This window comes from Streptomyces sp. NPDC035033 (genome assembly GCF_040636735.1).
GTDB lineage: Bacteria > Actinomycetota > Actinomycetes > Streptomycetales > Streptomycetaceae > Streptomyces.
Genome location: NZ_JBEZUZ010000104.1, coordinates 1 through 23,885 on the forward strand (window position 1 = coordinate 1; position 23,885 = coordinate 23,885).

17 protein-coding genes and 1 pseudogene are annotated in these 23,885 nt (G+C 74.3%); 8 read left to right on the forward strand and 10 right to left on the reverse strand.

The features are described from left to right. Nucleotides 1-97 precede the first annotated feature (97 nt). The 3 genes and pseudogenes from AB0E83_RS30290 to AB0E83_RS30300 all read right to left on the reverse strand — a co-directional run. A pseudogene (locus AB0E83_RS30290) lies at nt 98-277 on the reverse strand (Trm112 family protein); the annotation flags it as partial. A 103-nt stretch (nt 278-380) separates the two neighbouring features. After that, nucleotides 381-1,742 (reverse strand): phosphomannomutase/phosphoglucomutase, encoded by a 1,362-nt coding sequence (locus AB0E83_RS30295; RefSeq protein WP_362118884.1) that lies wholly within the window; start codon nt 1,740-1,742, stop codon nt 381-383. A gap of 140 nt (nt 1,743-1,882) precedes the next feature. Further along, nucleotides 1,883-2,266, reverse strand: coding sequence for a DUF3499 domain-containing protein (locus tag AB0E83_RS30300; protein WP_362118887.1), 384 nt, complete (start codon nt 2,264-2,266; stop codon nt 1,883-1,885). A gap of 350 nt (nt 2,267-2,616) precedes the next feature. Here AB0E83_RS30300 and AB0E83_RS30305 point away from each other — a divergent pair, with 350 nt between their 5' ends. Next, the gene (locus AB0E83_RS30305; RefSeq protein WP_362118928.1) at nt 2,617-3,093 is read left to right on the forward strand and encodes a metallopeptidase family protein; all 477 of its coding nucleotides are present in this window, start codon (nt 2,617-2,619) and stop codon (nt 3,091-3,093) included. Nucleotides 3,094-3,139: 46 nt separating this feature from the next. Here AB0E83_RS30305 and AB0E83_RS30310 read toward each other — a convergent pair whose 3' ends face one another. The 3 genes from AB0E83_RS30310 to AB0E83_RS30320 form a co-directional block, all read right to left on the reverse strand. Continuing rightward, the gene (locus AB0E83_RS30310; RefSeq protein WP_362118890.1) at nt 3,140-4,678 is read right to left on the reverse strand and encodes a DUF5719 family protein; all 1,539 of its coding nucleotides are present in this window, start codon (nt 4,676-4,678) and stop codon (nt 3,140-3,142) included. Next, nucleotides 4,675-8,412: a glycosyltransferase gene (locus AB0E83_RS30315; protein WP_362118893.1), complete on the reverse strand. Its 3,738-nt coding sequence runs from the start codon at nt 8,410-8,412 to the stop codon at nt 4,675-4,677. Before AB0E83_RS30315 ends, AB0E83_RS30310 begins: the two co-directional genes overlap by 4 nt. Nucleotides 8,413-8,932: 520 nt before the next feature. Then, complete coding sequence (locus AB0E83_RS30320) at nt 8,933-9,196, reverse strand: WhiB family transcriptional regulator (RefSeq protein ID WP_015033978.1); 264 nt, start codon at nt 9,194-9,196, stop codon at nt 8,933-8,935. 696 nt (nt 9,197-9,892) lie between these two features. Between AB0E83_RS30320 and AB0E83_RS30325 the strand changes: the two genes are divergently transcribed. The 3 genes from AB0E83_RS30325 to AB0E83_RS30335 are packed head-to-tail and all read left to right on the forward strand — an operon-like array spanning nt 9,893 to nt 12,706. Beyond that, nucleotides 9,893-10,432 (forward strand): cysteine dioxygenase family protein, encoded by a 540-nt coding sequence (locus AB0E83_RS30325; RefSeq protein WP_362118896.1) that lies wholly within the window; start codon nt 9,893-9,895, stop codon nt 10,430-10,432. A gap of 13 nt (nt 10,433-10,445) precedes the next feature. Continuing rightward, the gene (gene cofD / locus AB0E83_RS30330; RefSeq protein ID WP_362118899.1) at nt 10,446-11,402 is read left to right on the forward strand and encodes a 2-phospho-L-lactate transferase; all 957 of its coding nucleotides are present in this window, start codon (nt 10,446-10,448) and stop codon (nt 11,400-11,402) included. After that, nucleotides 11,399-12,706, forward strand: coding sequence for a coenzyme F420-0:L-glutamate ligase (locus tag AB0E83_RS30335; protein WP_362118902.1), 1,308 nt, complete (start codon nt 11,399-11,401; stop codon nt 12,704-12,706). The genes cofD and AB0E83_RS30335 overlap by 4 nt, the downstream gene beginning before the upstream one ends. 9 nt (nt 12,707-12,715) lie before the next feature. On the opposite strand, the gene AB0E83_RS30340 is transcribed toward AB0E83_RS30335, so the two are convergent. From AB0E83_RS30340 to AB0E83_RS30350, 3 genes are all read right to left on the reverse strand, one after another. Continuing rightward, complete coding sequence (locus AB0E83_RS30340; protein WP_362118904.1) at nt 12,716-13,666, reverse strand: DNA-3-methyladenine glycosylase 2 family protein; 951 nt, start codon at nt 13,664-13,666, stop codon at nt 12,716-12,718. A gap of 66 nt (nt 13,667-13,732) precedes the next feature. Further along, a complete protein-coding gene (locus AB0E83_RS30345) occupies nt 13,733-14,815 on the reverse strand; it encodes an NDP-sugar synthase (protein WP_362118907.1) in 1,083 nt (360 codons plus the stop codon). A 104-nt stretch (nt 14,816-14,919) separates the two neighbouring features. Further along, nucleotides 14,920-16,314, reverse strand: coding sequence for an N-acetylmuramoyl-L-alanine amidase (locus AB0E83_RS30350; protein WP_362118910.1), 1,395 nt, complete (start codon nt 16,312-16,314; stop codon nt 14,920-14,922). 126 nt (nt 16,315-16,440) lie between these two features. Between AB0E83_RS30350 and AB0E83_RS30355 the strand changes: the two genes are divergently transcribed. The 4 genes from AB0E83_RS30355 to AB0E83_RS30370 all read left to right on the forward strand — a co-directional run bounded on the left by AB0E83_RS30355 (nt 16,441) and on the right by AB0E83_RS30370 (nt 22,575). Further along, nucleotides 16,441-17,193 carry a TIGR03089 family protein gene (locus tag AB0E83_RS30355; RefSeq protein WP_362118913.1) on the forward strand — a complete coding sequence of 251 codons (753 nt, stop codon included), beginning with the start codon at nt 16,441-16,443 and terminating at the stop codon, nt 17,191-17,193. 263 nt (nt 17,194-17,456) lie between these two features. After that, nucleotides 17,457-18,725 (forward strand): LCP family protein, encoded by a 1,269-nt coding sequence (locus tag AB0E83_RS30360; protein ID WP_362118916.1) that lies wholly within the window; start codon nt 17,457-17,459, stop codon nt 18,723-18,725. Nucleotides 18,726-18,974: 249 nt separating this feature from the next. After that, entirely contained in the window at nt 18,975-20,765 is a 1,791-nt protein-coding gene (locus AB0E83_RS30365) for an LCP family protein (protein ID WP_362118919.1), read from the forward strand. A gap of 49 nt (nt 20,766-20,814) precedes the next feature. Continuing rightward, the gene (locus AB0E83_RS30370) at nt 20,815-22,575 is read left to right on the forward strand and encodes an LCP family protein (RefSeq protein ID WP_362118922.1); all 1,761 of its coding nucleotides are present in this window, start codon (nt 20,815-20,817) and stop codon (nt 22,573-22,575) included. Between the two features lie 81 nt (nt 22,576-22,656). Here the strand turns inward: AB0E83_RS30370 and AB0E83_RS30375 are convergent, their stop codons facing one another. Then, nucleotides 22,657-23,682, reverse strand: a complete 1,026-nt coding sequence (locus AB0E83_RS30375) for a glycosyltransferase family 2 protein (protein ID WP_362118925.1) — start codon at nt 23,680-23,682, stop codon at nt 22,657-22,659. Nucleotides 23,683-23,885 lie beyond the last annotated feature (203 nt).

The window sequence follows — 23,885 nt, forward strand, 5'->3', positions numbered from 1 at the left end:
GGCGGCCGTGCCGCGCCGGACCCTGCTCTACGGGGCGAAGGCGGCGGTCGTGGGCGGGGGCGCGCTGGTCGTGGGCGTGGTGGCCGGGTTCGTCACAGGCGGGGCGGCGGGCTTCGTCCACGAGGAGGACCGGGATGGCGTCGCGGACGGGGTAGGCGAGGCCGCAGTCGGGGGACGCGCAGACCAGCTCGGGGGTCTCGTCCGCCGTGCGGTCGTTCAGCGGAGCGTGGCAGGCCGGGCAGGCCAGGATCTCCAGGAGGCCGGCTTCGAGCGGCATGGGGTGTCCCTTCGTACCAAGTGAATGGTGCTGGTCAGCTTACTGCCGGGGGCGGGGAGGCGCGGCTCGGCGAGCGGCCGCTCCCCGCCCCTCGGCGGGGGTGTCAGGCGCGGACGAGGGCGAGGACCTCGTCGCGGATCCTGGCCATGGTGGCCGCGTCGCGGGCCTCGACGTTGAGGCGGAGCAGCGGTTCGGTGTTGGACGGGCGGAGGTTGAACCACCAGTCGGCGGCGGAGACGGTGAGGCCGTCGAGCTCGTCGACGGTGACGCCGTCCTCGCCGGCGTAGGCGGCCTTGACGGCGGCGGTGCGCGCGGCCTGGTCGGCGACGGTGGAGTTGATCTCGCCGGAGCCGGTGTAGCGGTCGTAGGCGGCGGTCAGCTCGGAGAGGGGGCCCTCCTGGCCGCCGAGGGCGGCGAGGACGTGGAGGGCGGCGAGCATGCCGGTGTCGGCGTTCCAGAAGTCCTTGAAGTAGTAGTGGGCCGAGTGCTCGCCGCCGAAGATCGCGCCGGTCCTGGCCATCTCCTCCTTGATGAAGGAGTGGCCGACGCGGGTGCGGACGGGCGTGCCGCCGTTCTCGCGGACGACCTCGGGGACGGACCAGGAGGTGATCAGGTTGTGGATGACCGTTCCGCCGGGGGTCTTGGCCAGTTCGCGGGCGGCGACGAGGGCCGTGATCGCGGACGGGGAGACCGGTTCGCCGCGCTCGTCGACGACGAAGCAGCGGTCGGCGTCGCCGTCGAAGGCGAGGCCGAGGTCGGCGCCCTCGGCGCGGACGCGGGCCTGGAGGTCGACGATGTTCTTCGGGTCGAGCGGGTTGGCCTCGTGGTTCGGGAAGGTGCCGTCGAGCTCGAAGTACATCGGGACGGTGTCGAGCGGGAGGCCGTCGAAGACGGTGGGGACGGTGTGGCCGCCCATGCCGTTGCCGGCGTCGACGACGACCTTGAGCGGGCGGATGGCGGTGAGGTCGACGAGCGCCTTGAGGTGGGCGGCGTAGTCGGCGAGGGTGTCGCGCTCGGTGACGGTGCCGGGGGTGGCGGCGGCCTCGGGGGCGCCCTCCTCCAGCCAGCGCTCGGCGAGGGCGCGGATGTCGGCGAGGCCGGTGTCCTGGCCGACGGGGGCGGCTCCGGCGCGGCACATCTTGATGCCGTTGTACTGGGCCGGGTTGTGGGAGGCGGTGAACATCGCGCCGGGCAGGCCGAGGCTGCCGGAGGCGAAGTACAGCTGGTCGGTGGAGCAGAGCCCGATGAGGGTGACGTCGGCGCCGAGGCGGGCCGCGCCGCGCGCGAAGGCGTCGGCGAGGCCGGGCGACGAGGGGCGCATGTCGTGGCCGACGACGATGGCGTCGGCGTCGGTGACGCGGACGAAGGCGGCGCCGAAGAGTTCGGCGAGCTTCTCGTCCCACTGGTCCGGGACCACCCCGCGGACGTCGTACGCCTTCACGATCTGCGACAGATCGGCAGTCACGGATCCACCCTCCTGAGTTCTCGGCACGCGTGTGCGGCGCGTGTGCGGAACGCCCAAACTACCCGGGACGGAGGGTGGGGCAGAGCGGTGGTGGCCGGTTCGGGCCGCGTCGGGGCCGTACGGGGGCCGGGCGGCCGGGGTCAGTTGTCGGGGGAACGGAGCACCCGGAGGTGGCCGCGGCGGCCGACCTCCATGGGGTCGCCGCTCCGGCCCGTGCCGGGCTTGCCGCCGGCTCCGGCGGCGCGCTCCTGGGGGCGGGCCGCCTCCCGGACCGCGTTGGCCAGGGCTTCGAGGTCGTCGCCGCTGGGGCGGGTGGGGGCGGAACCGTCGGAGAGCCGCACGACCTCCCAGCCGCGCGGGGCGGTGAGGCGCTCGCTGTGCTCGGCGCACAGGTCGTAGCAGTGGGGCTCGGCGTAGGTGGCGAGCGGGCCGAGGACCGCGGTCGAGTCGGCATAGACGTACGTCAGTGTCGCGACGGCAGGGCGGCCGCACGCGGTGCGCGAACAGCGACGTACAGGGCTCACGACGTTGGACGGTACCGCACTCTTGAGCGGGCCGCGACGACTCTCCCCCGGGTCACTCCACCGTGTCGCGGTGTGACGTCCGACACCCCCCTTCGAGTGGTGCCCGTTCTGACCTGGGCCGGAGGGGGCGCAAGGGGGGTGGCGCAGGGGGCGATCCGGACAGGTTGGCGGTGGAATCCGGTCAGGTGCGGCCAGATGGCCGATCTCGCGCGGGTATCGAATCGTGCTCCGGAGCGGCCGGAATGTTCAGGTTTCGACAGGGGGCGGTGGGGCGGGCGGGGCGGAACGCGCCGTTCGGCGAGGACACGCCACGGTGCGGAGTGACCCAGGAGAGTTACGCTGCGTCAGTGATGGACACTCCTGTGCCGCCCGGGCCGCCGGGCCCTCCGCCCGGTTCCCCGCGAAGCTCCGGGGAGCCGCCTGCCGAGCCTCGGGTCCGCCGCCGCGACCGGCACGGCCGCGGGATGCGGGGGCCGGTCGCGCCGCCGCAGGTCCCGCTGTCCGTGAGCCGCGCGGACACCTTCCGCGATCTGGTCCTGGACTCGGTGGAGCGGCTGGAGCGGCGGTGGCCGCAGCTCCAGGACGTCGACTTCATGGTCATGGAGGTGCCGCCGCCGGTGTCCGGCGAGACGGTGCCGCTGGGCGGTTCGGTGCCGGCCGCGAAGCGGGAGCCGGCGCGGGTGGTGGTCTACCGCCGGCCGGTCGAGATCCGGTCGAAGTCCCGTGACGAGCGGGCGGCGCTGGTCCACGAGGTCGTGGTGGAGCAGGTCGCCGAGCTGCTCGGCCTCTCCCCCGAGTCGGTCGATCCCCGGTACGGGCAGGACTGAGGCCGGTACGGGCTCCGCGCGCGGGAGCCCGTACCGGCGGACGGTCTCAGTCGTCGAGGACCGTCAGGTCCTGGCGGGCGGTCGGGACCTGGACCGTGCCCCGGTCGTCGACGAGGGTCTGGACGGTGAACATCGGGACGCCGTCCTCGGTGACGGTGAGCGTCCGGGCCGCGTGGACGGGGCCGCCGGAGACCGGTTCGACGGTCACCGCGTAGGAGCCCTTCACGCCCTTGGGGGCCAGGTCGGTGAGGACGGTCGTGGTGCCGGCCTTGACGGTGACCGTGCGGGTGGCGGGGGTGCCGCCCTCCGTGCCGGCCGAGGCCGTGACCTTCACCTGGGCGGCCTCCCCGGCGGCGGTGAGGGCGAGGGCGGTGCCCTTGGCCCGGTTGTCGGCGACGGTGGCGCGGGCGGTGACGGGGGCCGTGGCCGGGATGAAGGCCACCTCCTGGTCGGAGCCCTTGCCGCGGACGACCCTGAGCGCCGCCACGACCGGGACCTGCTTCTTGGGGTCGGTCGGGGTGAGCAGCAGGGAGGCGGCGGCGCCGCGGGTGAGGTCGGGCAGGTCGACGGAGGCCGTCATGCCCGCCTTGACGTGCAGGGACTCGGCGGCGGCCGGGACGATCGTGCCGTTCGTGGTGACCAGCTGGATCTTCAGGTCGGCGTCGGAGTCGCCGGGGGCGAGGGCGACGAGGCGGACGCCGGTGGCGTCGGCGGGGATGCCGGGGAGCAGGACGCGGGCCGCCGGGTCGGCGGAGGCGGCGAGCCAGTCGCTGCCGAGGCCGTCGGTGGCGGAGCCCAGGACGGCGCCGACCCGGCCGGTGCGGGTGGTGACGTGGGCCGTCAGGTTCTCCTGGGCGCCTTCGGCGAGCAGGGGGCCGAGGAGGACGGGGACGGTGGAGCGCGGCGGGACCTGGACGCCCTCGGGGATGGAGGTCTTCAGCCGGCCCTCGGGGCCGTACAGCTCGATGTCGGCGACGGCGAGGGTGTCGTCCGGGTTGGTGAGGTGGATGTAGTCGGAGCGGCCCTTGGCGGTGGAGGCGGCCGGGAACCAGAAGTCGGTGTCCGGGGCGGAGCAGGTGACGCCGAGGAGGCCGCGGGCGGCGCCGGCCGGGACGAGGGTGGTCTGCTGGACGGTCCAGCCGGGGGCGAGGGTGCCGGTGGCGGTGCCGGTGAGGCCGTGGGTGACGGCGCCGTCCGTCTCGGTGGCGACGGGCTTGCCGGGGGTGGTGACGGTGGCGGGGGCCTTGGGGGCCTTGGTCTTCTTGCCGCCGGTGCCGCCGGCCGCGTCGGAGTTGCCGGCGACGGCGAGGACGGCGCCGGGCTTGGCGGCCGTGCCGTCGCCGGCGGGGGCCGGGGCGGTGGTGCCGGGCGGGGTGTACGAGGTGGTGAGCGTCTCGGCGATCTCCGAGCCGCTGGGGGCGGGGCAGAGCAGGCTGGTGCGCTCGACGGGGAGGCGGGCCGCCTGGGGGGCGGGGGTCGCGGTGGTCGCGGCGGCGGGCTCGCCGGGGGCGGTCAGCGCGGCGAAGCCGGTGACGGCGGCGAGGGCGGTGGCGACCGCGATCAGGGAGAGGGTGGTGCGCTTCACTGGTTGCTGCTCCCGTCGGGACGCTGCTCGGTCTCGTGGCCCTGGGGGTACCCGTGGTCGTAGCCGCCGTAGCCGTCGTGGGGGGCGTACGCCTGCGGGTCCTGGGCGTCGTAGCCCTGGGGGGCCTGGGGGGCGTAGCCCTGGGTCTGGTCGTAGCCGTGGCCCTGCTCGTAGCCGTGGGGCTGCTCGTAGCCGTGGCCCTGGTCGTAACCCTGCTGGGGGTACGCGTACGCCTGCTGCTGGTACGGGTCGGCGGCGTACTCCTGCGGGTAGCCCTGCTGGTCGTAGGCGGGGGCGTACGGCTGCGGGTCGTAGGCGGGGGCGTGGCCCGCGGCGTCCCAGTCGTCCGCCTCGCCGGTCTGCTGTCCGGGGACGGAGACGGGGGCGGGTCCGGCGGGGGGTTCGGCGGCGGGGGGCTCCGGCCAGGCGTCGGCGGCTCCGGCGGCCGCGGCGGCCGCGGCGGCGGTCTCGGCCTCCGCCTCGGCGGCGGCGCGCAGGCGGCGGGCGCGGCGGCCGTCGCCGTCGGTGGCCTGGGCCGGGACGGCGGCCTCCTCCTCGGGGAGGTCGTCGTCGATCTCGCGGCGGCGGCCGGGCAGGGCGAGGACGACGAGGACGACGGCGATGCCGAGCTGGGTCCAGATCCAGACGGTGTGCGTGAACGGCTCGTCGTAGGTGAGGTCGAGGCGGCCGCCGCCGGCGGGGAGCTGGAAGCCCTGGGCCCAGCCGTCGACGGTGGTCGGGGTGAGCGCGGTGCCGTCGAGGGTGGCGGTCCAGCCCTCGTCGGCGCGGTCGGCGACGCGCAGGACGCGGCCGGCCGGGCCGGCCGGGATGTCGGCGTGGGCCTCGACCGGGCCGGCCGGGACGAGGACGGCCCCGGCCGCCTCGGCACCCGCCGCCCCGGCGCCGGTCTTCGCGGCGGGCGGGACGATCATCACGCGGGCGATCTCGCGGTCGACCCGCCAGAGCGCGGCGCCGTCGAGCTGGCTGAGCCGGGAGAGGCCGGGGGTGGTGTCGAGGACGCGGCTCATCTGGCGCGGCGAGCCGTCCTTGACGAGCACGTACCGGATGGCGAACGCGCTCAGCTCCTGCGTCTGGTCGGCGCCGGAGCCGGCGACGAGCTTGGCGACGACGGAGTCGAGGCGGGGGTCGGGCTCGGCGGTCGCGGTCAGTTCGGCGTCGCCGAGGCGGGCGCCGGAGCCGCGGACGAGGGTGTAGTCGACCGCGCCGGGCGAGCTGCCGGAGAGCACCAGGGTGCGGGGCTGGTCCTCCTGGCCGCTCTCCTCGGCGACGAAGGCGGGGACCTGGACGGGGTCGCGGCGGGTCAGCGGGCCGTCGGCGCCGCCGATCATCCAGCCGGCGGCGGCGACGGCGGGGCCGACGGCGCAGGCGAGGGCGATGAGGGCGGCGACGGGCTGGCGCCAGCCGAAGCCGTGGGCGGCGACGCGGTTGCGGCCGCCCTCGGCGCCGAGCATGCCGGCGGCGATGAGGGCGGAGCCGTAGACGAGGGTGGCGGGGCCGGCCCAGCCGGTGCCGCCGGCGCCGTTGGCCAGGGCGGCGAAGAGCAGGCCGGCGAGGGCGGCGGCCCAGGCGGCGAGGACGGCGGTGCGGCGCTCCTCGCGGAGGAGGGCGGCGAGCGCGGCGAGGACCAGGCCGAGGAGGAGGAGCCCGCCGGTGGTGCCGGGGCCGCCGGGGCTGCTCGCGAGCAGGTCGACGGCGGAGGCGGTGCCGGTGCGCAGGTCGAGGCCGGCCTCGTGGAGGAAGGCGGAGGGGTCGGTCAGCAGGGAGAGCGACCAGGGGGCCAGGGCGAGGACGGGGGTGCCGACGGCGGCGAGGAAGCGGAGGCCGTACGCGGTGATGTCGTGGCGGCGGACGGCGAGGACACCGAGGCCGAGGAGGACCGCCAGCGGCCACACGATCGGGGTGAAGGCGGTGGTGACGGTGAGCAGCAGGGCGTACGCCCAGGTGGCGCGCCAGCTGCCGCGGTCGGGGCCGGTGAAGCCGTGGGCGGTGACGGCGGCGCGGGCGATCAGGGGGAGCAGGATCGCGAGGACCGCGGTGCCGAGGCGGCCGGTGGCGAGCGCGCCGGTGGCGGCGGGCAGGAAGGCGTAGGCGACGGCGCCCCAGGCGAGCAGGAGGCGGGAGCCGACGAGGCCGCGGGCGGCGAGGTAGGCGGTGAAGCCGGCGAGCGGGACCGAGCAGACGAGGAGGACGGTCAGCGCGGTGGAGGTGGAGCCGAGGAAGAGGGCGGAGAGCGCGGCGAGGATGCCGAGGTAGGGCGGGGCGCTCTGGGTGCCGCCGGTGCCGAGGGCGTGCCACGCGTCCGCGTACTTGTTCCAGAGTTCGGAGACGGTGTCGGGGGCGGGCAGCAGGACGCCGCCGGCGAGGGAGCCGCCGGCGAAGAGGTTGCGGCAGGCGACGAGGGAGACGACGAGGAGGAGGGCGAAGAGGACCGGTCCGGGCTTGCGGGCGATCTTCTTCAGCCGGGCGAACTGCTCGATCTCCAGGAAGTCGGCGTCGTCGCCGCCGGGGCCGGACTCGACGGCGCCGTGGCGGGAGCCGGAGTCGGCGTCGTCCCCGCCGAAGTGGGAGGCGAGCTGTTCGGCGGCGGCGCGGAGGGTGGCGCCGGGCGGCGGGAAGAGGGGCCGGAGTTCGCCCGGCGGGACCTCGGGGTTCTTCCGCCGCTTGCGGGCGGCGAGGATCTTCTCGGGCCGCAGCAGGGTGGCGAACAGGCCCATGGTCTCGTCGACGGCCTGGCCGGGGGCCTTGCCGACGAGGAGGCCGAGGGTGCGCAGCAGGGTGCCGAGGACGAGCCGTACGAAGACGTAGGGGAGGGCGCGGCCGGGGGTGTTGGCGAGCAGCGTGTAGACGGCGGCGGCCTTGTCGACGCGGTGCGGGCTGGCGGCCGTGCGGCCGGCGCAGTCGACGGAGCGGCGCTCGCGGGCGGACGCCTCGGCGTGGCGGAGGACGGCGTCGGGGGCGACGAGGACGCGGTGTCCCGCGGAGTGGGCGCGCCAGCAGAGGTCGACGTCGTCGCGCATGAGGGGCAGGCGGCGGTCGAAGCCGCCGAGCTCCTCGAAGACGTCGCGGCGGATCAGCATGCCGGCGGTGGAGACGGAGAGGACGGGGCGGATCTGGTCGTGCTGGCCCTGGTCCTGCTCGCGCCGGTCGAGGCCGGTCCAGCGGCGGCCGCTGCGGGCGATGGTGACGCCGGCTTCGAGGAGCTGCTTCTTGTCGTACCAGCCGCGCAGCTTGGGGCCGATGACGGCGGCGTACGCGTCGGAGTCGGCGACGCGGAGGAGTGCGGCGAGGGCGCCGGGCTCGGGGGCGCAGTCGTCGTGGAGCAGCCAGAGCCACTGGACCGGTTCGCCGTGCGGGAGTTCGGGGAGGTCGTACGCCTCGTCGTTCCAGGAGCGGCTGACGGGGTCCCAGCCGCTGGGGCGCTTGAGGTAGGGCAGGTCCTCCGGTCCGAGCACGGGCGCGGTGCGGACGGCCTCGTCGACGGCGGTGCCGAAGCCGGTGCGGCGCGCGAGGTGCAGGACGCGGTCGGCGCCGATGGCGTCGGCGACGAGCCGCGCGGAGTCGTCGGCGCTGCCGGTGTCGGCGGCGATCACGCTCTGCGCCGGGCGTTCCTGGGCGAGCAGCCCGGAGAGCGCGTCCGGCAGCCAGCGGGCTCCGTCGTGGGTGACGAGCACGGCGGTGACGACGTGCCTGGGGAACTCAGGAGTTGAGGACATCGAGCTACGGGCCCTCCGGCCGGGGTCGCCCGCGGGGGGCGTGGGGAGCGTCTCGGACGGAGGCCCACACTAATGGCTGCGGCGAGGAGGCTAGGCCGTCTCTTCCGGATCATGCCGGGCTCGCGACGCCTGGCACGCACGCTCGCCGCGTTGTCGTCGGTCGCCGATGTCCCCCGGCTACCGCCGGGAGGTGCCCCCACCGCATGGACTCCCTCCTCCGCCTTGCGAGCGCACGCACCAGACGCCGCTCCCTGATCCGGCCTGATCCGGAAGAGACGGCCTAGGGCGGTGCGGTCCCGCGGGCGCTCCGGCCGGGACGGTGCGGGTCCTGGGGGCGGGTGGGCCGGGGCCGGGTGTGCCGGGGGCCGGGCGCCGTCCCGGGGGCGTCGGGTCCGGCCTCGTCCCGGGGTCCCGGCCCGGCGGGAGGCGGGGCCGGACATGGGAACGGTCCGTCTCCCGCGCCTGGCGCGGGGGACGGACCGTGGGGGTCTTCGGGTGGGGTGGTTTCCGGCCGGGCGGTTCAGACGGCGGCCTTCTTCAGGCGGCGCCGCTCGCGCTCGGAGAGGCCGCCCCAGATGCCGAAGCGCTCGTCGTTCTGGAGTGCGTACTCCAGGCATTCGGAGCGGACTTCGCAGGCGAGGCAGACCTTCTTGGCCTCTCGGGTCGAGCCGCCCTTCTCGGGGAAGAAGGACTCGGGGTCGGTCTGGGCGCACAGCGCGCGCTCCTGCCAGCCGAGTTCCTCGTCCGCGTCCTCGACCAGCAGTTCCTGGAACAACTCGGTCATCTGCGCCCCTCGTCTGTCTGTGCGTCCCGTGATGTCGCCGTGATCGAAACGGCCGAACGACACGAGTGAAATTACAAGTTGGTGCTCTGTGCGAGTCAAGCCGAGATCTGCTATTGGGCCCCGTATTCACTCTGCGGAACCAAGCCTATGCGGAAAGTGTTCAAATCACCAAAAAACGTGACACATGCCACCGGCCGTTCCCGCGGCGTCGCGCCTCCGCCCAGAAGGACGTACGAGACTTGGATCTTGTTGCGATCCAGCCATGGAAGCGATCCGGATCACAGTCCGGTCACGGAGCGTGCGGACGGACGGAGCGGATCCGGGGTCGCGGCCATGTTTACGGGCACGACTGCTGCGCCATGTTGCCTGGTCCGGGCCTGAACAAACCTTTCTCCGGGCACTGTAACCGGATGAGGTGAAACATTACCCCCAAATCGGGCATTGAGTTGACAGTCGGGTACCCCTCCCGCCACTTTGGTGGCATGCCAGCGACCGCAGCGCCCTCCGCGACCCACGCCCGTGGGTTCCGCCGCGCTGTCCAGGCGCGCTGTTGCTGTTGCTGTCCCAGCTGTTGATGCCGCAGAGCTCCAGCCTCTTCCCCCAGCGTCACCCCGCGTCGCCCGCGTCGGCCGTGTCATCCGCACGACCCCCGCGCCCCCCACCGCTCTTCGTTTCTGCCGAGGAACCACCCCGCCCATGAACATGGACAGCGACCTCCAGATCGCCGGCGACCTCATGGAGGTCCCCCACCTGCTCCAGCCCGAGCGCGAGCACCCCGTCACCGTCGCCGAGTTCGCCGGTCTCGCCCGCGAGATCGCCGCCGACCGCGACCGGTGGGCCCCGCACGTCGAGTACGACGCCACCTCCCGCTGGTACCACCGCCTGCGCGTCGGGCCCGGCTACGAGGTGTGGCTGCTCTCCTGGGTGCCCGGCCAGGGCAGCGGCCTCCACGACCACGGCCGGTCCTCCGGCGTCCTCACCGTCCTCCAGGGCGAGTTGACGGAGCGTACGGACCGGGGCGCGCGGAAGCTGCTCCCCGGCGGCCAGCGCGTCTTCGCGCCCGGGTACGTCCACGAGGTCGTCAACGACTCCCTCGACCCCGCCGTCAGCCTGCACGTCTACTTCCCCGGCCTGACCGAGATGCCGATGCACGAGTCCATGCACGAGGCGCTCCGGGAGCGGTGCGCCCCGGCCGTCCCCGAGGCCCCGGCGCCCCCGGAGACCGTCACCGCCTGACAGACTGCTGCGCATGCGCATTGTGGTTCTGGCCGGCGGCATCGGTGGTGCCCGTTTCCTTCGCGGCCTCAAGCAGGCCGCTCCGGACGCGGAGATCACGGTCATCGGCAACACCGGTGACGACATCCATCTCTTCGGGCTGAAGGTCTGCCCCGACCTGGACACGGTGATGTACACCCTCGGCGGTGGCATCCACGAGGAACAGGGCTGGGGCCGCGCGGACGAGACCTTCGCCGTCAAGGAGGAGCTCGCCGCGTACGGGGTCGGGCCCGAGTGGTTCGGCCTCGGCGACCGGGACTTCGCCACCCACATCGTCCGCACCCAGATGCTCGGCGCCGGCTACCCGCTGAGCGCCGTCACCGAGGCGCTGTGCGACCGCTGGCGGCCGGGCGTCCGGCTGCTCCCGATGTCCGACGACCGCGTCGAGACGCACGTCGCCGTCGAGGTCGACGGGGAACAGCGGGCCGTCCACTTCCAGGAGTACTGGGTGAGGCTGCGCGCCTCCGTCGACGCCAGGGCCGTCGTGCCCGTCGGCGCGGAGACGGCGAAGCCCGCCCCGGGCGTCCTGGAGGCGATCGCCGGGGCCGACGTCATCCTCTTCCCGCCGTCCAACCCGGTGGTCTCCATCGGCACGATCCTCGCCGTGCCCGGCATCCGGGAGGCGGTCGCCGCCGCCCCCGCGCCGGTCGTCGGCCTCTCCCCCATCGTCGGGGACGCGCCGGTGCGCGGCATGGCCGACAAGGTGCTCGCGGCGGTCGGCGTCGAGGCCACGGCGGCGGCCGTCGCCCGCCACTACGGCGCCGACCTCGTCGACGGCTGGCTGGTGGACACCGTGGACGCGGGCGCCGTCGCCGACGTCGAGGCGGCCGGCATCGCCTGCCGGGCGGTGCCGCTGATGATGACCGACGTGGACGCGACCGCCGAGATGGCGCGGGCCGCGCTCGCGCTGGCCGAGGAGGTGCGGGGATGACCGCCGCACCCCCGTCGTACCGCGTCTGGGCGGTGCCCGGCCTGCCCGAGGTCGCGCCCGGGGACGACCTGGCCAAGCTGATCGCCTCCGCCTCCCCCGGCCTGGAGGACGGCGACGTGCTGCTCGTCACCTCCAAGATCGTCAGCAAGGCGGAGGGGCGGATCGTCGCCGCCGACGACCGCGAGGAGGCCATCGACGCCGAGACCGTACGGGTCGTGGCGCGGCGCGGCACCCTCCGCATCGTCGAGAACCGGCAGGGGCTCGTCATGGCCGCCGCCGGGGTCGACGCCTCCAACACCCCGGCCGGGACCGTGCTGTTGCTGCCCGAGGACCCGGACGGGTCGGCCCGGCGGATCCGGGCCGGACTGCGCGAGGCGCTGGGCGTGGACGTCGGCGTCGTCGTCACGGACACCTTCGGGCGGCCCTGGCGCTCCGGCCTCACCGACGTGGCGATCGGCGCGGCCGGGGTGCGGGTCCTGGAGGACCTGCGGGGGGTCGCCGACTCCCACGGCAACGAGCTGAACGTGACCGTCGTCGCCTCCGCCGACGAACTCGCCGCCGCCGGCGACCTGGTGAAGGGCAAGGCGACCGGCATGCCGGTGGCCGTCGTCCGCGGCCTGCCGCACCTGGTCGGCGACGACGACGAGCCCGGCGCACGCGCGCTGGTGCGCTCCGCCGCCGACGACATGTTCCGGCTGGGCACCTCGGAGGCCGTGCGGGAGGCGGTGACGCTGCGGCGGACGGTACGGAAGTTCACCGACGACCCCGTCGACCCGGGGGCGGTGCGGCGCGCGGTCGCCGCGGCCGTGACGGCCCCGGCCCCGCACCACACCACCCCGTGGCGGTTCGTCCTCCTGGAGTCCCCGGAGTCGCGGCTGCGGCTGCTCGACGCGATGCGGGACGCGTGGATCGCGGACCTGCGGCGGGACGGGAAGTCCGAGGAGTCCATCGCGAAGCGGGTGCGCCGCGGGGACGTGCTGCGCGACGCGCCCTGTCTGGCCGTCCCCTGCCTCGTCATGGACGGCTCCCACCACTACGGCGACCCGCGCCGCGACGCCGCCGAGCGCGAGATGTTCGTCGTCGCGGCCGGCGCCGGCGTGCAGAACTTCCTCGTCGCCCTGGCGGGCGAACGGCTGGGCTCCGCCTGGGTCTCCTCGACGATGTTCTGCCGGGACGTCGTACGGGACGTGCTCGGGCTGCCGGAGCACTGGGACCCGATGGGCGCGGTGGCCATCGGCCGGCCGGCCGCGCCGCCGAAGGAGCGGCCGGCGCGGCTCGCCTCGGACTTCGTCGAGGTGCGCTGACGCGCCCGCTCAGATGCGGGTGATGTCGTTCGGGGCCAGCCGGGGGGCCCGGCGGGGCGGGGTCCGGCCGCTGAGGAGGATCAGCCGGGCGGCGCGGTGGCGCTGGCCCGCGTAGGGGGCCAGCAGCTCCAGCATCGCCGCGTCGTCGGCGGTGCGGTCGCCCGCCAGGGCCCAGCCGATGATGCCGGGCAGGTGGAGGTCGCCGGTGGTGACCTCGTCGGGGGCGCCGTTGCTGCGCTGGACCGTCTCCGCGGAGGTCCAGGGGCCGATGCCGGGGATCAGTTCCAGGCGCCTGCGGGCCGCCGGCGGGTCCATGAGCGCCGCCTCCTCCAGCCGGGGGGCCACCCGCGCCGCGCGGACGATCGTGGCGGCGCGCTTGCCGTCGACGTTGGCGCGGTGCCACTCCCAGGACGGGATCCGCGCCCAGGCGCGGGGCTCCGGCATCACGTACAGGCCCTCGGGCGCCGGGCCGGGGGCCGGTTCGCCGTACTGGCGGACCAGGCGGCGCCAGGAGCCGTACGCCTCCGTCGTCGTGACCTTCTGCTCCAGGATCGACGGGATCAGCGACTCCATGACCAGGCCCGTCCGGGTGAGGCGGAGGCCGGGGCGGCGGCGGAGGGCCGCGAGGACGAGCCGGTGGCGGGGGACGAAGGCGGCGGGGTCGTCCTCCGCGCCGAGGAGGGCGGGGAGGTGCCGGTCGAGCCAGGCGGCTCCCGGGCCCCAGGTGTCGGCCGTGACCTCGCCCCCGGCGCTCCGCACGCGGAGCGTCCCCGGGCCCTCCGGGGTGCGGCTGGCGCGCCAGACGGAGCCGTCCGCGGCGACGCGGAAGGTGGGGTCGTGGGGGCCCCGCCTGAGGGGGCCGAGGGTGAGGCCCAGGTCCAGGGCCCCGGTGCCGGGTACGGGGGCGTCGCCGCCGCGCGCGGTGGTGCGGGTGGGTCTCGGGGCGAAGCGGCCGGCCATGGGTCGAGCGTAGCCGGGCGGGACGGGGCGGCGGGCCCGGTGCCGGACCGCCGCCCCCGCGCGGTCCTACTGGTCCGAGCTGAAGCGGACCGTGCCCGCGGGAAGGGTGGCGTCGCACCAGATGCGGATGCCGTCGCGGAGCTCGTTGTCGGGGCCCACGTGGGCGCCGTCGCCGATGACCGCGCCCGTCAGGACCGAGCGGGCGCCAATGCGGGCGCCGGCGCCGATGAGGGAGTCGGTGACGATCGCGCCGGGCTCGATCACCGCGCCGGCCAGGAGGGTCGAGCCGGTCACCCGGGCGCCCTCGCCCACCGTCGCGTCCGCGCCGACGACCGTGCCGCCGGTGACCTTCGCGTCGGGGGCCACGCGGGCCGAGGGGAGGACCAGGCGGTCGCCGCAGCGGCCGGGGACGGCCGGGGAGGGGGCGCGGCCGAGGACCAGGTCGGCGGAGCCGCGGACGAACGCCTGCGGGGTGCCGAGGTCCAGCCAGTAGGTGGAGTCGACCATGCCCTGGAGGTGGGCGCCGGCGGCGAGCAGCTCCGGGAAGGTCTCGCGCTCGACGGAGACGGGGCGGCCGGTGGGGATCGAGTCGATGACCGACCGGCGGAAGACGTACGCGCCGGCGTTGATCTGGTCGGTGACGATCTCCTCGGGGGTCTGCGGCTTCTCCAGGAAGGCCGTGACGCGGCCGGTCCCGTCGGTGGGGACGAGGCCGAAGGCCCTCGGGTCCTCGACGCGGGTGAGGTGGAGCGAGACGTCGGCGCCGGAGTCGGCGTGCGTGGCGACCAGGGCGCGGATGTCGAGGCCGGTGAGGATGTCCCCGTTGAAGATGAGGACGGGGTCGTCCGGGCCCGAGTGGAGGCGGGAGGCCACGTTGCGTATCGCGCCGCCGGTGCCGAGCGGTTCCTCCTCGGTGACGTACTCCAGGCTCAGGCCGAGGTCGGAGCCGTCACCGAAGTGCGGCTCGAAGACCTCGGCGAGGTAGGAGGTGGCGAGCACGATGTGCTCGACGCCGGCGGCCTTGGCCCGGGCCAGCTGGTGCGTCAGGAAGGGGACGCCGGCCGCCGGGACCATGGGCTTGGGCGTGTTGACCGTGAGCGGCCGCAGCCTTGTCCCCTTGCCACCGACCAGGAGGATCGCTTCTGTCACCTGTCGTCTCTGCTTCCTGTTCGGGGCCGGTCAGCGCGCCCGTCTTCGGTCGTCCGTGCGATATGACCGGTCAGTTTATGCAGATGGTTGCCTCCGCGCCCTCATCAGCTTCGTCCCTGGTACTTCGCCGAGGAGGCCCGGGCGGTTCCGAGCTTGCCGTAGAGACGGGCGCCGGGACACTCCGTGGCGAAGCCGTCGCGGTGTCCCGCGATGGCGCGGAAGGTGACTTTCCGGCCCTTCTTGTAGAGGTTGCCGCCGCCGGAGACGAGGGTCTGGGTGCCCTTGGGGTCGACGCCGTGGAGCCCGAGTTTCCAGGCCGTCAGGCGGGCGACGGCGGTCACGACGGCGGCCGGCGGGGTGGTGCTGGTGAAGGTGCCGAGGACGGCGATGCCCATGCTGTTGGTGTTGAAGCCGAGGGTGTGCGCGCCGAGGACCGGTTTCGTCACTCCGCCGGCCCGGCCTTCGTAGATGTTTCCGCACTTGTCGACGGCGAAGTTGTAGCCGAAGTCACGCCATCCGCTGCTCTTCACGTGGTAGCGGTAGATACCGCGCAGGACGGAGGGGGCTTGGCGGCACGTGTAGTTGTTGCCGGTGGCGCTGTGGTGGACGAAGGCCGTCTTGATGGTCTTGGTGTAGACGAACTTCTTCTCGCGGATGCTCTCGTCGGCGCCCCAGCCCTTCCGGGTGATGATCTTGGGGCGGGGGCCGATGTAGGGCTTCTTCTTCGCCGCGGCCGGGAGCGCCGCCCCCGCCTCGGCCTCCGGGAGCCTCGTCCCCGGCGGTCTCGTCCCCGGGGTCGCCGTCTCCGCCTCGGTCAGGACGGCCGGCGGGGCCATCGCCCTGGTGCCGGGGGCGGGGGCGGGGTCCGCGGGGGCCTCGCCCGGGTCGACCAGTTCGAGGCGGAGTCCGGCCGGGAGCGGGGCCGTCCGGGCCTCCGCCGTGCCGTGTCCGTGCTCCGCCGCGTCCGCTCCGGCGGTCCCGTCCTCCGCCGTGCGCTCCTCCGCCGTGCGCTCCTCCGCCCGTACGCGGATCTCGACGCCGTCCGAGTCGCCGACCCACAGCGGGGCGGTGGAGCCGCGGAGGCCGCGGGCGGCCTCGGCCGTGCCGGGGTCGGCGCCGTGCTCCTCCTGGTGGGTCTCCACGTCCTGCCACGGGGACCACGTGCCGTCGGCGGTGGCGCGGGTGCGGACCTGGACGGTGCCGTGGAGCGGGGCCGCCGGGTCGTCCCAGACCACGCCGACGAGCGAGAAGGGCCTGACGTCCCGTCGGGTCAGGCCCTGCTCGGCCGCGGCGCCCGGGTCGGTCCCGAAGGACCGGACGGAGGCGCCCAGCGGCCTCAGCGGCAGCGACTGGGTGGAGCCCGGCAACTCGTCCCGCTCCGGTGGCACGGCGGCCGCCGCCGGGCGCGCGGTGGCCGTCGCGGGGGCGGCGAGGGTGACCGGCAGGGCGAGCGCGGCCGCGCAGGCGACGGCGATCGAGGAGGCGAGTGAGGCACGCATGGGCCGATCGTGCGGAGCCCCGGGGCCCGGCGCGCGGCGAAAGGGTGACGGCGCGTCGGGCCGACCGGAGGACGCCGTCACCGGTTCGGCCCAGGGCGGCGCGGGCGCCCGCGTACCCTGTGCGGCGTGAACGCCAGCGACCGCACCCCCGCCGACCTGCTGCGATCCGCGCTCGCCGCGGACCCCGGCCGTCCCTTGGTCACCTACTACGACGACGCCACCGGTGAACGGGTGGAATTGTCCGTCGCCACCTTCGCCAATTGGGTGGCGAAGACGGCCAATCTGCTCCAGGGCGACCTGTCCGCCGAACCCGGCGACCGGCTCGCGCTGCTGCTGCCCGCGCACTGGCAGACCGCCGTCTGGCTGCTCGCCTGTTCCTCCGTCGGGGTGACGGCCGAGCTGGGCGGCGACCCGGCCGGCGCCGACCTGGTGGTGGCCGGTCCTGACGCGCTGGAGGCGGGCCTGGCCTGTTCCGGGGAGCGGATCGCGCTCTCCCTGGCGCCGCTGGGGCGCCGCTTCCCGTCCGCGCCCGCGGGGTACGCGGACTACGCGGTCGAGGTGCCGGGACAGGGCGACCGGTTCGCCCCGTTCGTCCCGGTGGACGCGGACGCGCCCGCCCTCGTCGTCGACGGTACGGAACGCAGCGGCGCCCAGCTCGTCGAGCAGGCCCGGCTCGACGCCGTACGCCTCGGGCTCGGCCCCGGCTCCCGGCTGCTGTCCGGGCTGCCGTACGACGGCTGGGAGGGCCTGTCGGCCGGTCTGTACGCGCCCCTGGCGGCGGGCGGCTCCGTGGTGCTGTGCCGGAACGTGGGCGAGCTGGCGCCGGAGGCCCTGGAGAAGCGCATCGAGAGCGAACGGGTCACGGCCACGGCGCTCTGAGACGGAACGGCCCGCGCCGGGCGGGGCGTCCGGCGGCGCCGCCCGCGCCGGGCGTTCCCGCCGCCGGTGCCTCCGGCGCCCCCGGTGCACCCGTTCGGCCGATCGACGCGCCGCGTACCCGCGTCCGCGAGGCGAGTCCGGTACATGATCGGCCCGGGGGGAGTCGTCTCCTCCGTACAACCCCGCGTCGGGTTCGGCCGTCTCCTCCTGCGAACGCCGGGCGCCCGACGCGCCTCCGATCGCCCGAAGGACGGACTGACGCCGTGACGGACCGCGCTGGCACTCCCGCCGAACCGGACCCCGGACCGGAGTCGGACCCCGCCGCCGAACCGGAGTCCGGGGCGGCGGCCGATGCCGGGGCCGGCGCCGGGGCGCCCGCCGGGCCGCGCCGGCACTGGCTGCGGTGGACGGCCCTCGGGGTCTCGGTCGCGCTGCTCGGCGCGGCCGGGGCCGGCTGGTGGTTCTACCGGAAGCTCGACGACAACATCACCACGGACACCACCGCGGCGGACGAGCTGCGCCGGTACGAGCGGGAGCGCCCGGCGTCCGTCGTGGCGGCGGCCCGGAACATCCTGCTCATCGGCTCGGACACCCGGTCCGGCGAGGGGAACCGCGAGTACGGCCGGGACAAGGGCACCCAGCGCTCCGACACCGTGATCCTGCTGCACCTCGCGGCCGACGAGTCGAGCGCGACGGCCATGTCCATCCCCCGCGACCTGATGGTGACGGTCCCGAGCTGCGCCAAGCCCGGCGGAGGCCGGACCCGGGAGCGGACGGCGCAGTTCAACTGGGCCTTCGAGTGGGGCGGGACGGCCTGCACCATCCGCACCGTCGAGAAGCTGACCGGGATCCGGGTCGACCACCACATGGTGATCGACTTCCGGGGCTTCAAGAAGATGGTGGACGCGGTGGACGGCGTCGAGGTCTGCCTGAAGGAGCCGGTGGACGACCCCGACGCCAAGCTGAGGCTGCCGGCGGGCCGTCAGACGCTGGACGGGGAGCAGGCGCTGGGTTTCGTCCGGGCCCGCAAGTCGCTCGGGAACGGCAGCGACACCGAACGGATGGACCGGCAGCAGATGTTCCTCGGCGCCCTGGTGAACAAGGTGCAGAGCGACGGGGTGCTGCTGAACCCGACCAAGCTGTACCCGGTCCTGGACGCGGCGACGAAGTCGATCACGACCGATCCGGGGCTCGACTCGCTGCGGGACCTGTACGACCTGGCGCGGACGATGCGGGCGGTCCCCACGGAGAAGGTGCAGTTCCTGACGGTGCCGCGGCGCCCGTACACGTACAACGCGAACCGGGACGAACTGGTGCAACCCGCTGCGAGCGAGCTCTTCCGGCAACTCCGCGAGGACAAACCGGTCGTGGTGACCCCGGCGGAACCGGAAGAGGGTGCCGGCGCATCCTCCGACGGGAGGCCGGACGACGGACGGCCGGACGACGGGAAGCCGGACGACGCGGGCACGCCCCCGCCGAGTTCCACGCCCACCTTCACGGGACGGAACGCGGCGGAAGGGGTGTGTTCGTAGGGACACGGGAGGGCGTTGGGTAAAGCGGGTCCCAAGGGTGGGGTGGTGAGGAATGCGGTTTGGGCAGAGTTGCCCACTTGTAAGGGGCGTGGAATTTGTCACTGGCGTCGCCCCGCGCTGAACTGGGCGGATAGTGTGACGCGATCCGGTGCACCCCGACCGAGTGGTCGCACTCACCCAAGGATCGAACGACCGAGTGGCGCCCACAGGGGGAGGCGCCCCGCGTGGCACCGACGGAGGACAGGAACCGTGGACGCGCACAGCCGTGGACGGGCGGACGAGATCGACCCCGCCGACCAGTGGGTGCTCAACCCGCAGACCGGCAACTACGAACTGCGACTGGACCACTCCGCTGGGCAGTCGTCCGCCAGAGGCTCCCGCTCCGGTTCCGGCGTCCCCGGTTCCGGTGACACCGGTTCCGGTACCCGCTCCGCCGCCCGGCCAACCGCCCCGGCCGAAGCCCCCGTCCCCGGCCAGCGGCGCCGCCGCTCGGCCGGCCAGGACGTCCCCGGGGCCGAACCCGCCCCCGCCGGCGGCGGCCGGCGCGTGCCGCCGCAGAGCCGCCGCAAGCGCAAACAGGGCGCGAGCCGCAAGAAGAAGGTCCTGCTGTGGACCGGCGGCACGATGGCCTTCGTCCTGGTGGGCGGGGCGGTCGGCGCGTACGCGATCTACAACAAGCTCGACGGCAACCTCGACGTCGTCGACGTCGGCGACGCGGCCCAGCAGACCGAGTCGATGGACGGGCCGCTGAACATCCTGATCATCGGCAACGACGTCCGCACCGGCGAGGGCAACGAGTCGTACGGCAACAAGAGCAACGTCACCGGCCACGCCGACACGACGTTCCTCATCCACATCGCCGAGGACCGCACCAACGCGACGGCGATGAGCATCCCGCGCGACCTCAAGATCGAGATCCCGGAGTGCCCGACGAAGGTGAACGGGGTCACCAAGGTCATCCCCGGCTCGGTCGGCAAGACCAAGTTCAACGAGTCCTTCGGCGTCGACGGCCGCGACCCCGGCTGCACCATGCGGACCATCACCCAGATGTCCGGCCTGCCGATCAACCACTTCATGATGGTCGACTTCAACGCCGTCAAGACGCTGTCCACGGCGGTCGGCGGCGTGAAGGTCTGCCTCGCCAAGCCGATCCACGACAAGAAGTACTCGAAGCTCAACCTCCCCGAGGGCGAGCACCGCATCCAGGGCGAGCAGGCGCTGGCCTTCCTGCGGAACCGGCACGGCCTCGGCAACGAGAGCGACCTCGACCGCATCAAGCAGCAGCAGCAGTTCCTCGCCTCGATGATGCGCCAGCTGAAGGAGGACACCCTCAGCAGCCCGACGAAGCTGTACGACGTCGCCAACGCGGCGACCGAGTCGCTCACCGTCGACAAGGGCATCGGCAGCGCGGCGAAGCTCGTCACCCTGGCGAAGGAGCTCGCCAAGGTGGACCTGAAGAACATCACCTTCCTGACCGTGCCGGTCGTCGACAACCCCGACGAGCCGCCGAACAGGCGGGCGACCGTCGTCCTCGACCCGGTGAAGGCCCCTCAGGTCTTCAGCATGATCGAGAACGACACCTCCTTCACCGAGGTCAAGAAGAAGGAGGCCGACGCCAAGAAGGCCAAGGCCCAGGCCCAGGCGAAGCTCCTGGAGGGCCCGAAGGCCCCCGCCGCCGAGGTCCGCGTCGACGTCTACAACGGCAGCGGCGTCCAGGGCGCCGCCCAGGCGACCATCAACTGGCTCCAGAACGAGCAGGGCGTCCTTCGCTCGACCAACAAGAGCAACGCCCCCGAGAAGGCGGCGAAGACCACGCTCACCTACGCACCGAACCAGGCCGACCAGGCCCGCGCGCTCGCCGCGATGATGGGGCTGCCGGCCACTGCTCTCAAGCAGGGCACCGCCGACGCCGGGGAGCGCGAGCCCATGACGCTCGTCCTCGGCGGCGATTTCAAGGGCGCGGGGGTGCCCATGACCGGTCCGACGAAGGCGCCGGACGTCGGTCAGGTGGAAGCGGACAAGAAGGTGTGCGCCCAGTGACCCGGAACCAGCGGGTCCCGGCGCGCCCTTGACGACGAGGGGACCTGGGGTGGGACAGAACAGCGTGCGACGGGAGGGGACGCGGTCAGGCGTTCCGCACGCCCGAGACCGTGGCTGGGACGACGACCTGCACGGCGCCGGCGAGGCGACCGGAGCGGGCGGCGGGACGCCGGAGCCGGCCGGGGGGCCGGACCCGGCCCCCGTGCCGGGCGGCCGGGCCGCGCGGCGCCGCGGGACGCCGGGCGCCGACGACTCCGGTACGGCGGGCGGCCGGGCGGCGGCCCGCAAGCAGGCCAAGAAGGCCGGCAAGCGGAAGGTGCTGCGCTGGACGGCGATCGGCGTGGCGGTCCTGGTCCTCGGGACGGCCGGCGCCGGATACGCGTACTACGAGCACCTCAACGGCAACATCCGCAGCGGCGGCCGGGCCGGCGGCAGCAGCGGCGTGCAGAAGGCCGCGCCGAACGCGCTGGGCGACACCCCGCTGAACATCCTGCTGATCGGCTCGGACGACCGGTCCTCCGAGGAGAACATCGCGCTGGGCGGCAGCCGCAAGGACAAGGACCGGCCTCCGCTCGCCGACGTCCAGATGCTGCTGCACGTCTCCGCCGACCGGCAGAACGCCTCGTTGATCTCCATACCCCGCGACACCGTGGTGAAGATCCCCGAGTGCAAGGGCGAGGACGGCACGGTCTACCCGGCCACCACCGACCGGCCCATCAACGAGACGCTCACCCGGGGCGGCGCCGGCTGCACGCTCACCACCTGGGAGACCCTCACCGGCGTCTACGTCGACCACTGGATCATGGTCGACTTCGCGGGTGTGGTGGCGATGGCCGACGAGGTCGGCGGCGTCCCCGTCTGCGTCACGACCGGTGTGCACGACAAGTCGACCGCCAAGGTCAAGGGCGGCTCCGGACTGAAGCTGCCCGAGGGCACCACCGAGGTCAAGGGCGAGCAGGCCCTCCAGTGGCTGCGCACCCGGCACGCCTTCGGCAGCGACCAGAACCGGGCCAAGGCCCAGCACATGTACCTCAACGGCATGCTGAAGAAGCTCCAGCAGCAGAACGCCTGGACGGACACCGGCCGGCTGATGGGGCTCGCGGAGACCGGGACCAAGGCGCTGAAGGTCTCCGACGGCCTCGACACCGTGGCCAAGCTCTTCGACCTCGGCATGCAGCTCAAGAACGTGAAGGTCGACCGGCTGTCGACGGTCACCATCCCGACGGTCCCCTATCCGCCGAACCCGGACGCGTGGCTGCAGCCGAGGGCCGCCGACGCGGAGAAGATCTGGGGCATGCTCCGGGACGACGTCGCCCTGGACAAGAACGGCGACAAGTCGCCCGCGAAGCCGAAGCCCACGCCGGCGGACGCGAAGCCGAAGCCGACGGCCGCCGCCCCCGCCTCCCTCGCCGTCACCGTCATCAACGGGACCGGCAGCGACAGCGAGCCGGCCGTCGAGGGGCGGGCCAAGGACATCGCCGGCGTGCTGACCGGCAAGGGCTTCGCCCTGGCCACGACCTCCAAGGAGCCCAAGCCCAGCAAGGGCACGGTCGTCGCCTACCCGAAGGCGGCCGGCGACCAGGGCCGGGCGGACGCCGAGTCCGTGGCGAAGGCCCTCGGACTGCCCTCCTCCACCGTCCGGGCGGACGGCACCGTCCAGAACGTCACCCTCCTCATCGGCGCGGACTGGCGCGAGGGCACCGCCTACAAGGCGCCGAAGCGCGAGGCCGGCGACCTGCCGGAGGGCGCGGACGACAAGGCGACGTGCATGGAGGTCTACTCGGTCTACCGCTGGGACGGGAAGAGCTGACCCGCCCCGCCCCGGGAACGCCGGCGGCCGGGCCCCTCGTCGCGAGGGGCCCGGCCGCCGGCGTTCGTCCGGAGGGCGGGGTCAGACCGTCTCGGTCTCGCCGCGCCTCACCGCCGGGCGGCGGCTCGCGATGACCTTCCGGGCCAGGGCCTTGGGGCTGGTGAGGAAGCCGAAGCCCCAGGACATGTGCATGGTGGCCAGGGCCACCGGGATCTGGGCGCGGGCCTTCAGGGAGAGGCCCTTGCCGGCCGGGATCGAGCCGGCGGTGATCGCGGCCAGGTAGCCGGCCGGGATCACGAAGCCGAGCGGGGTGAGGGTGGCGCCGACGACCGTGCCCGCGGCGATGGCGCAGACGGCGACCGGCGGGGCGAGGTAGCGGAGGTTGATGGAGCCGGCGTGGTAGCGGGCCACCACGTGGCGCCAACGGCCGTAGTCCTTGTACTGCTTGGCCAGGGCCTTCACCGAGGGGCGCGGGCGGTACTGGACGCGCAGCTCCGGCGAGAACCAGATCAGGCCGCCGGCCTCGCGGATGCGGAAGTTCAGCTCCCAGTCCTGGGCGCGGATGAACTCCTCGTTGTAGCCGCCCTGCTGTTCGAGGGCCTCGCGGCGGAAGACGCCGAGGTAGACCGTCTCGGCGGGGCCGGCCGCGCCGCCGGTGTGGAAGGCCGCGTTGCCGACGCCGATCTTCGAGGTCATCGCGGCGGCGACCGCGTCCTCCCAGGCGTTCTCGCCCTCGGCGTGCATGATGCCGCCGACGTTCTGCGCGCCGGTCTCCTCCAGGAGGCGGACGGCGGTGGCGATGTAGTTCGGCGACAGCATCCCGTGGCCGTCGACGCGCACCACGATCGGGTGGCGGGACGCCTTGATCGCCGCGTTGAGCGCGGCGGGGGTGCGGCCGGTGGGGTTGGGCACGGTGTGGACCCTGGGGTCCTCGCGCACCAGCTCGGCGGCGATCTCGTCCGTGCGGTCCGTGGACGGGCCGAGCGCGATCACCACCTCCATCTCGCCGTCGTACTCCTGCTCCAGGATGTGACGGACCGAGTTGCGCAGATGCCGCTCCTCATTGAGGACCGGCATGATCACGGATACGGGGGGCGTGGCGTTCATCAACGGGTCACGTTACCGCGAATGGGGGACAGCGGCGCGCGCCGCCGTGGCCGGTGACCCTACCGGCTGATCGTATGGGCCTACGGTGCTCACGGTCCCCCTGTCACACCCGCGGAGGTGTCCGTCCGTGCCCACACCGCCCCGCACGCCCCGTCCGCCCCGCGCTCCCGGTCCGGCCGGCCGGCCGCCCGTCCCCCGGCGCG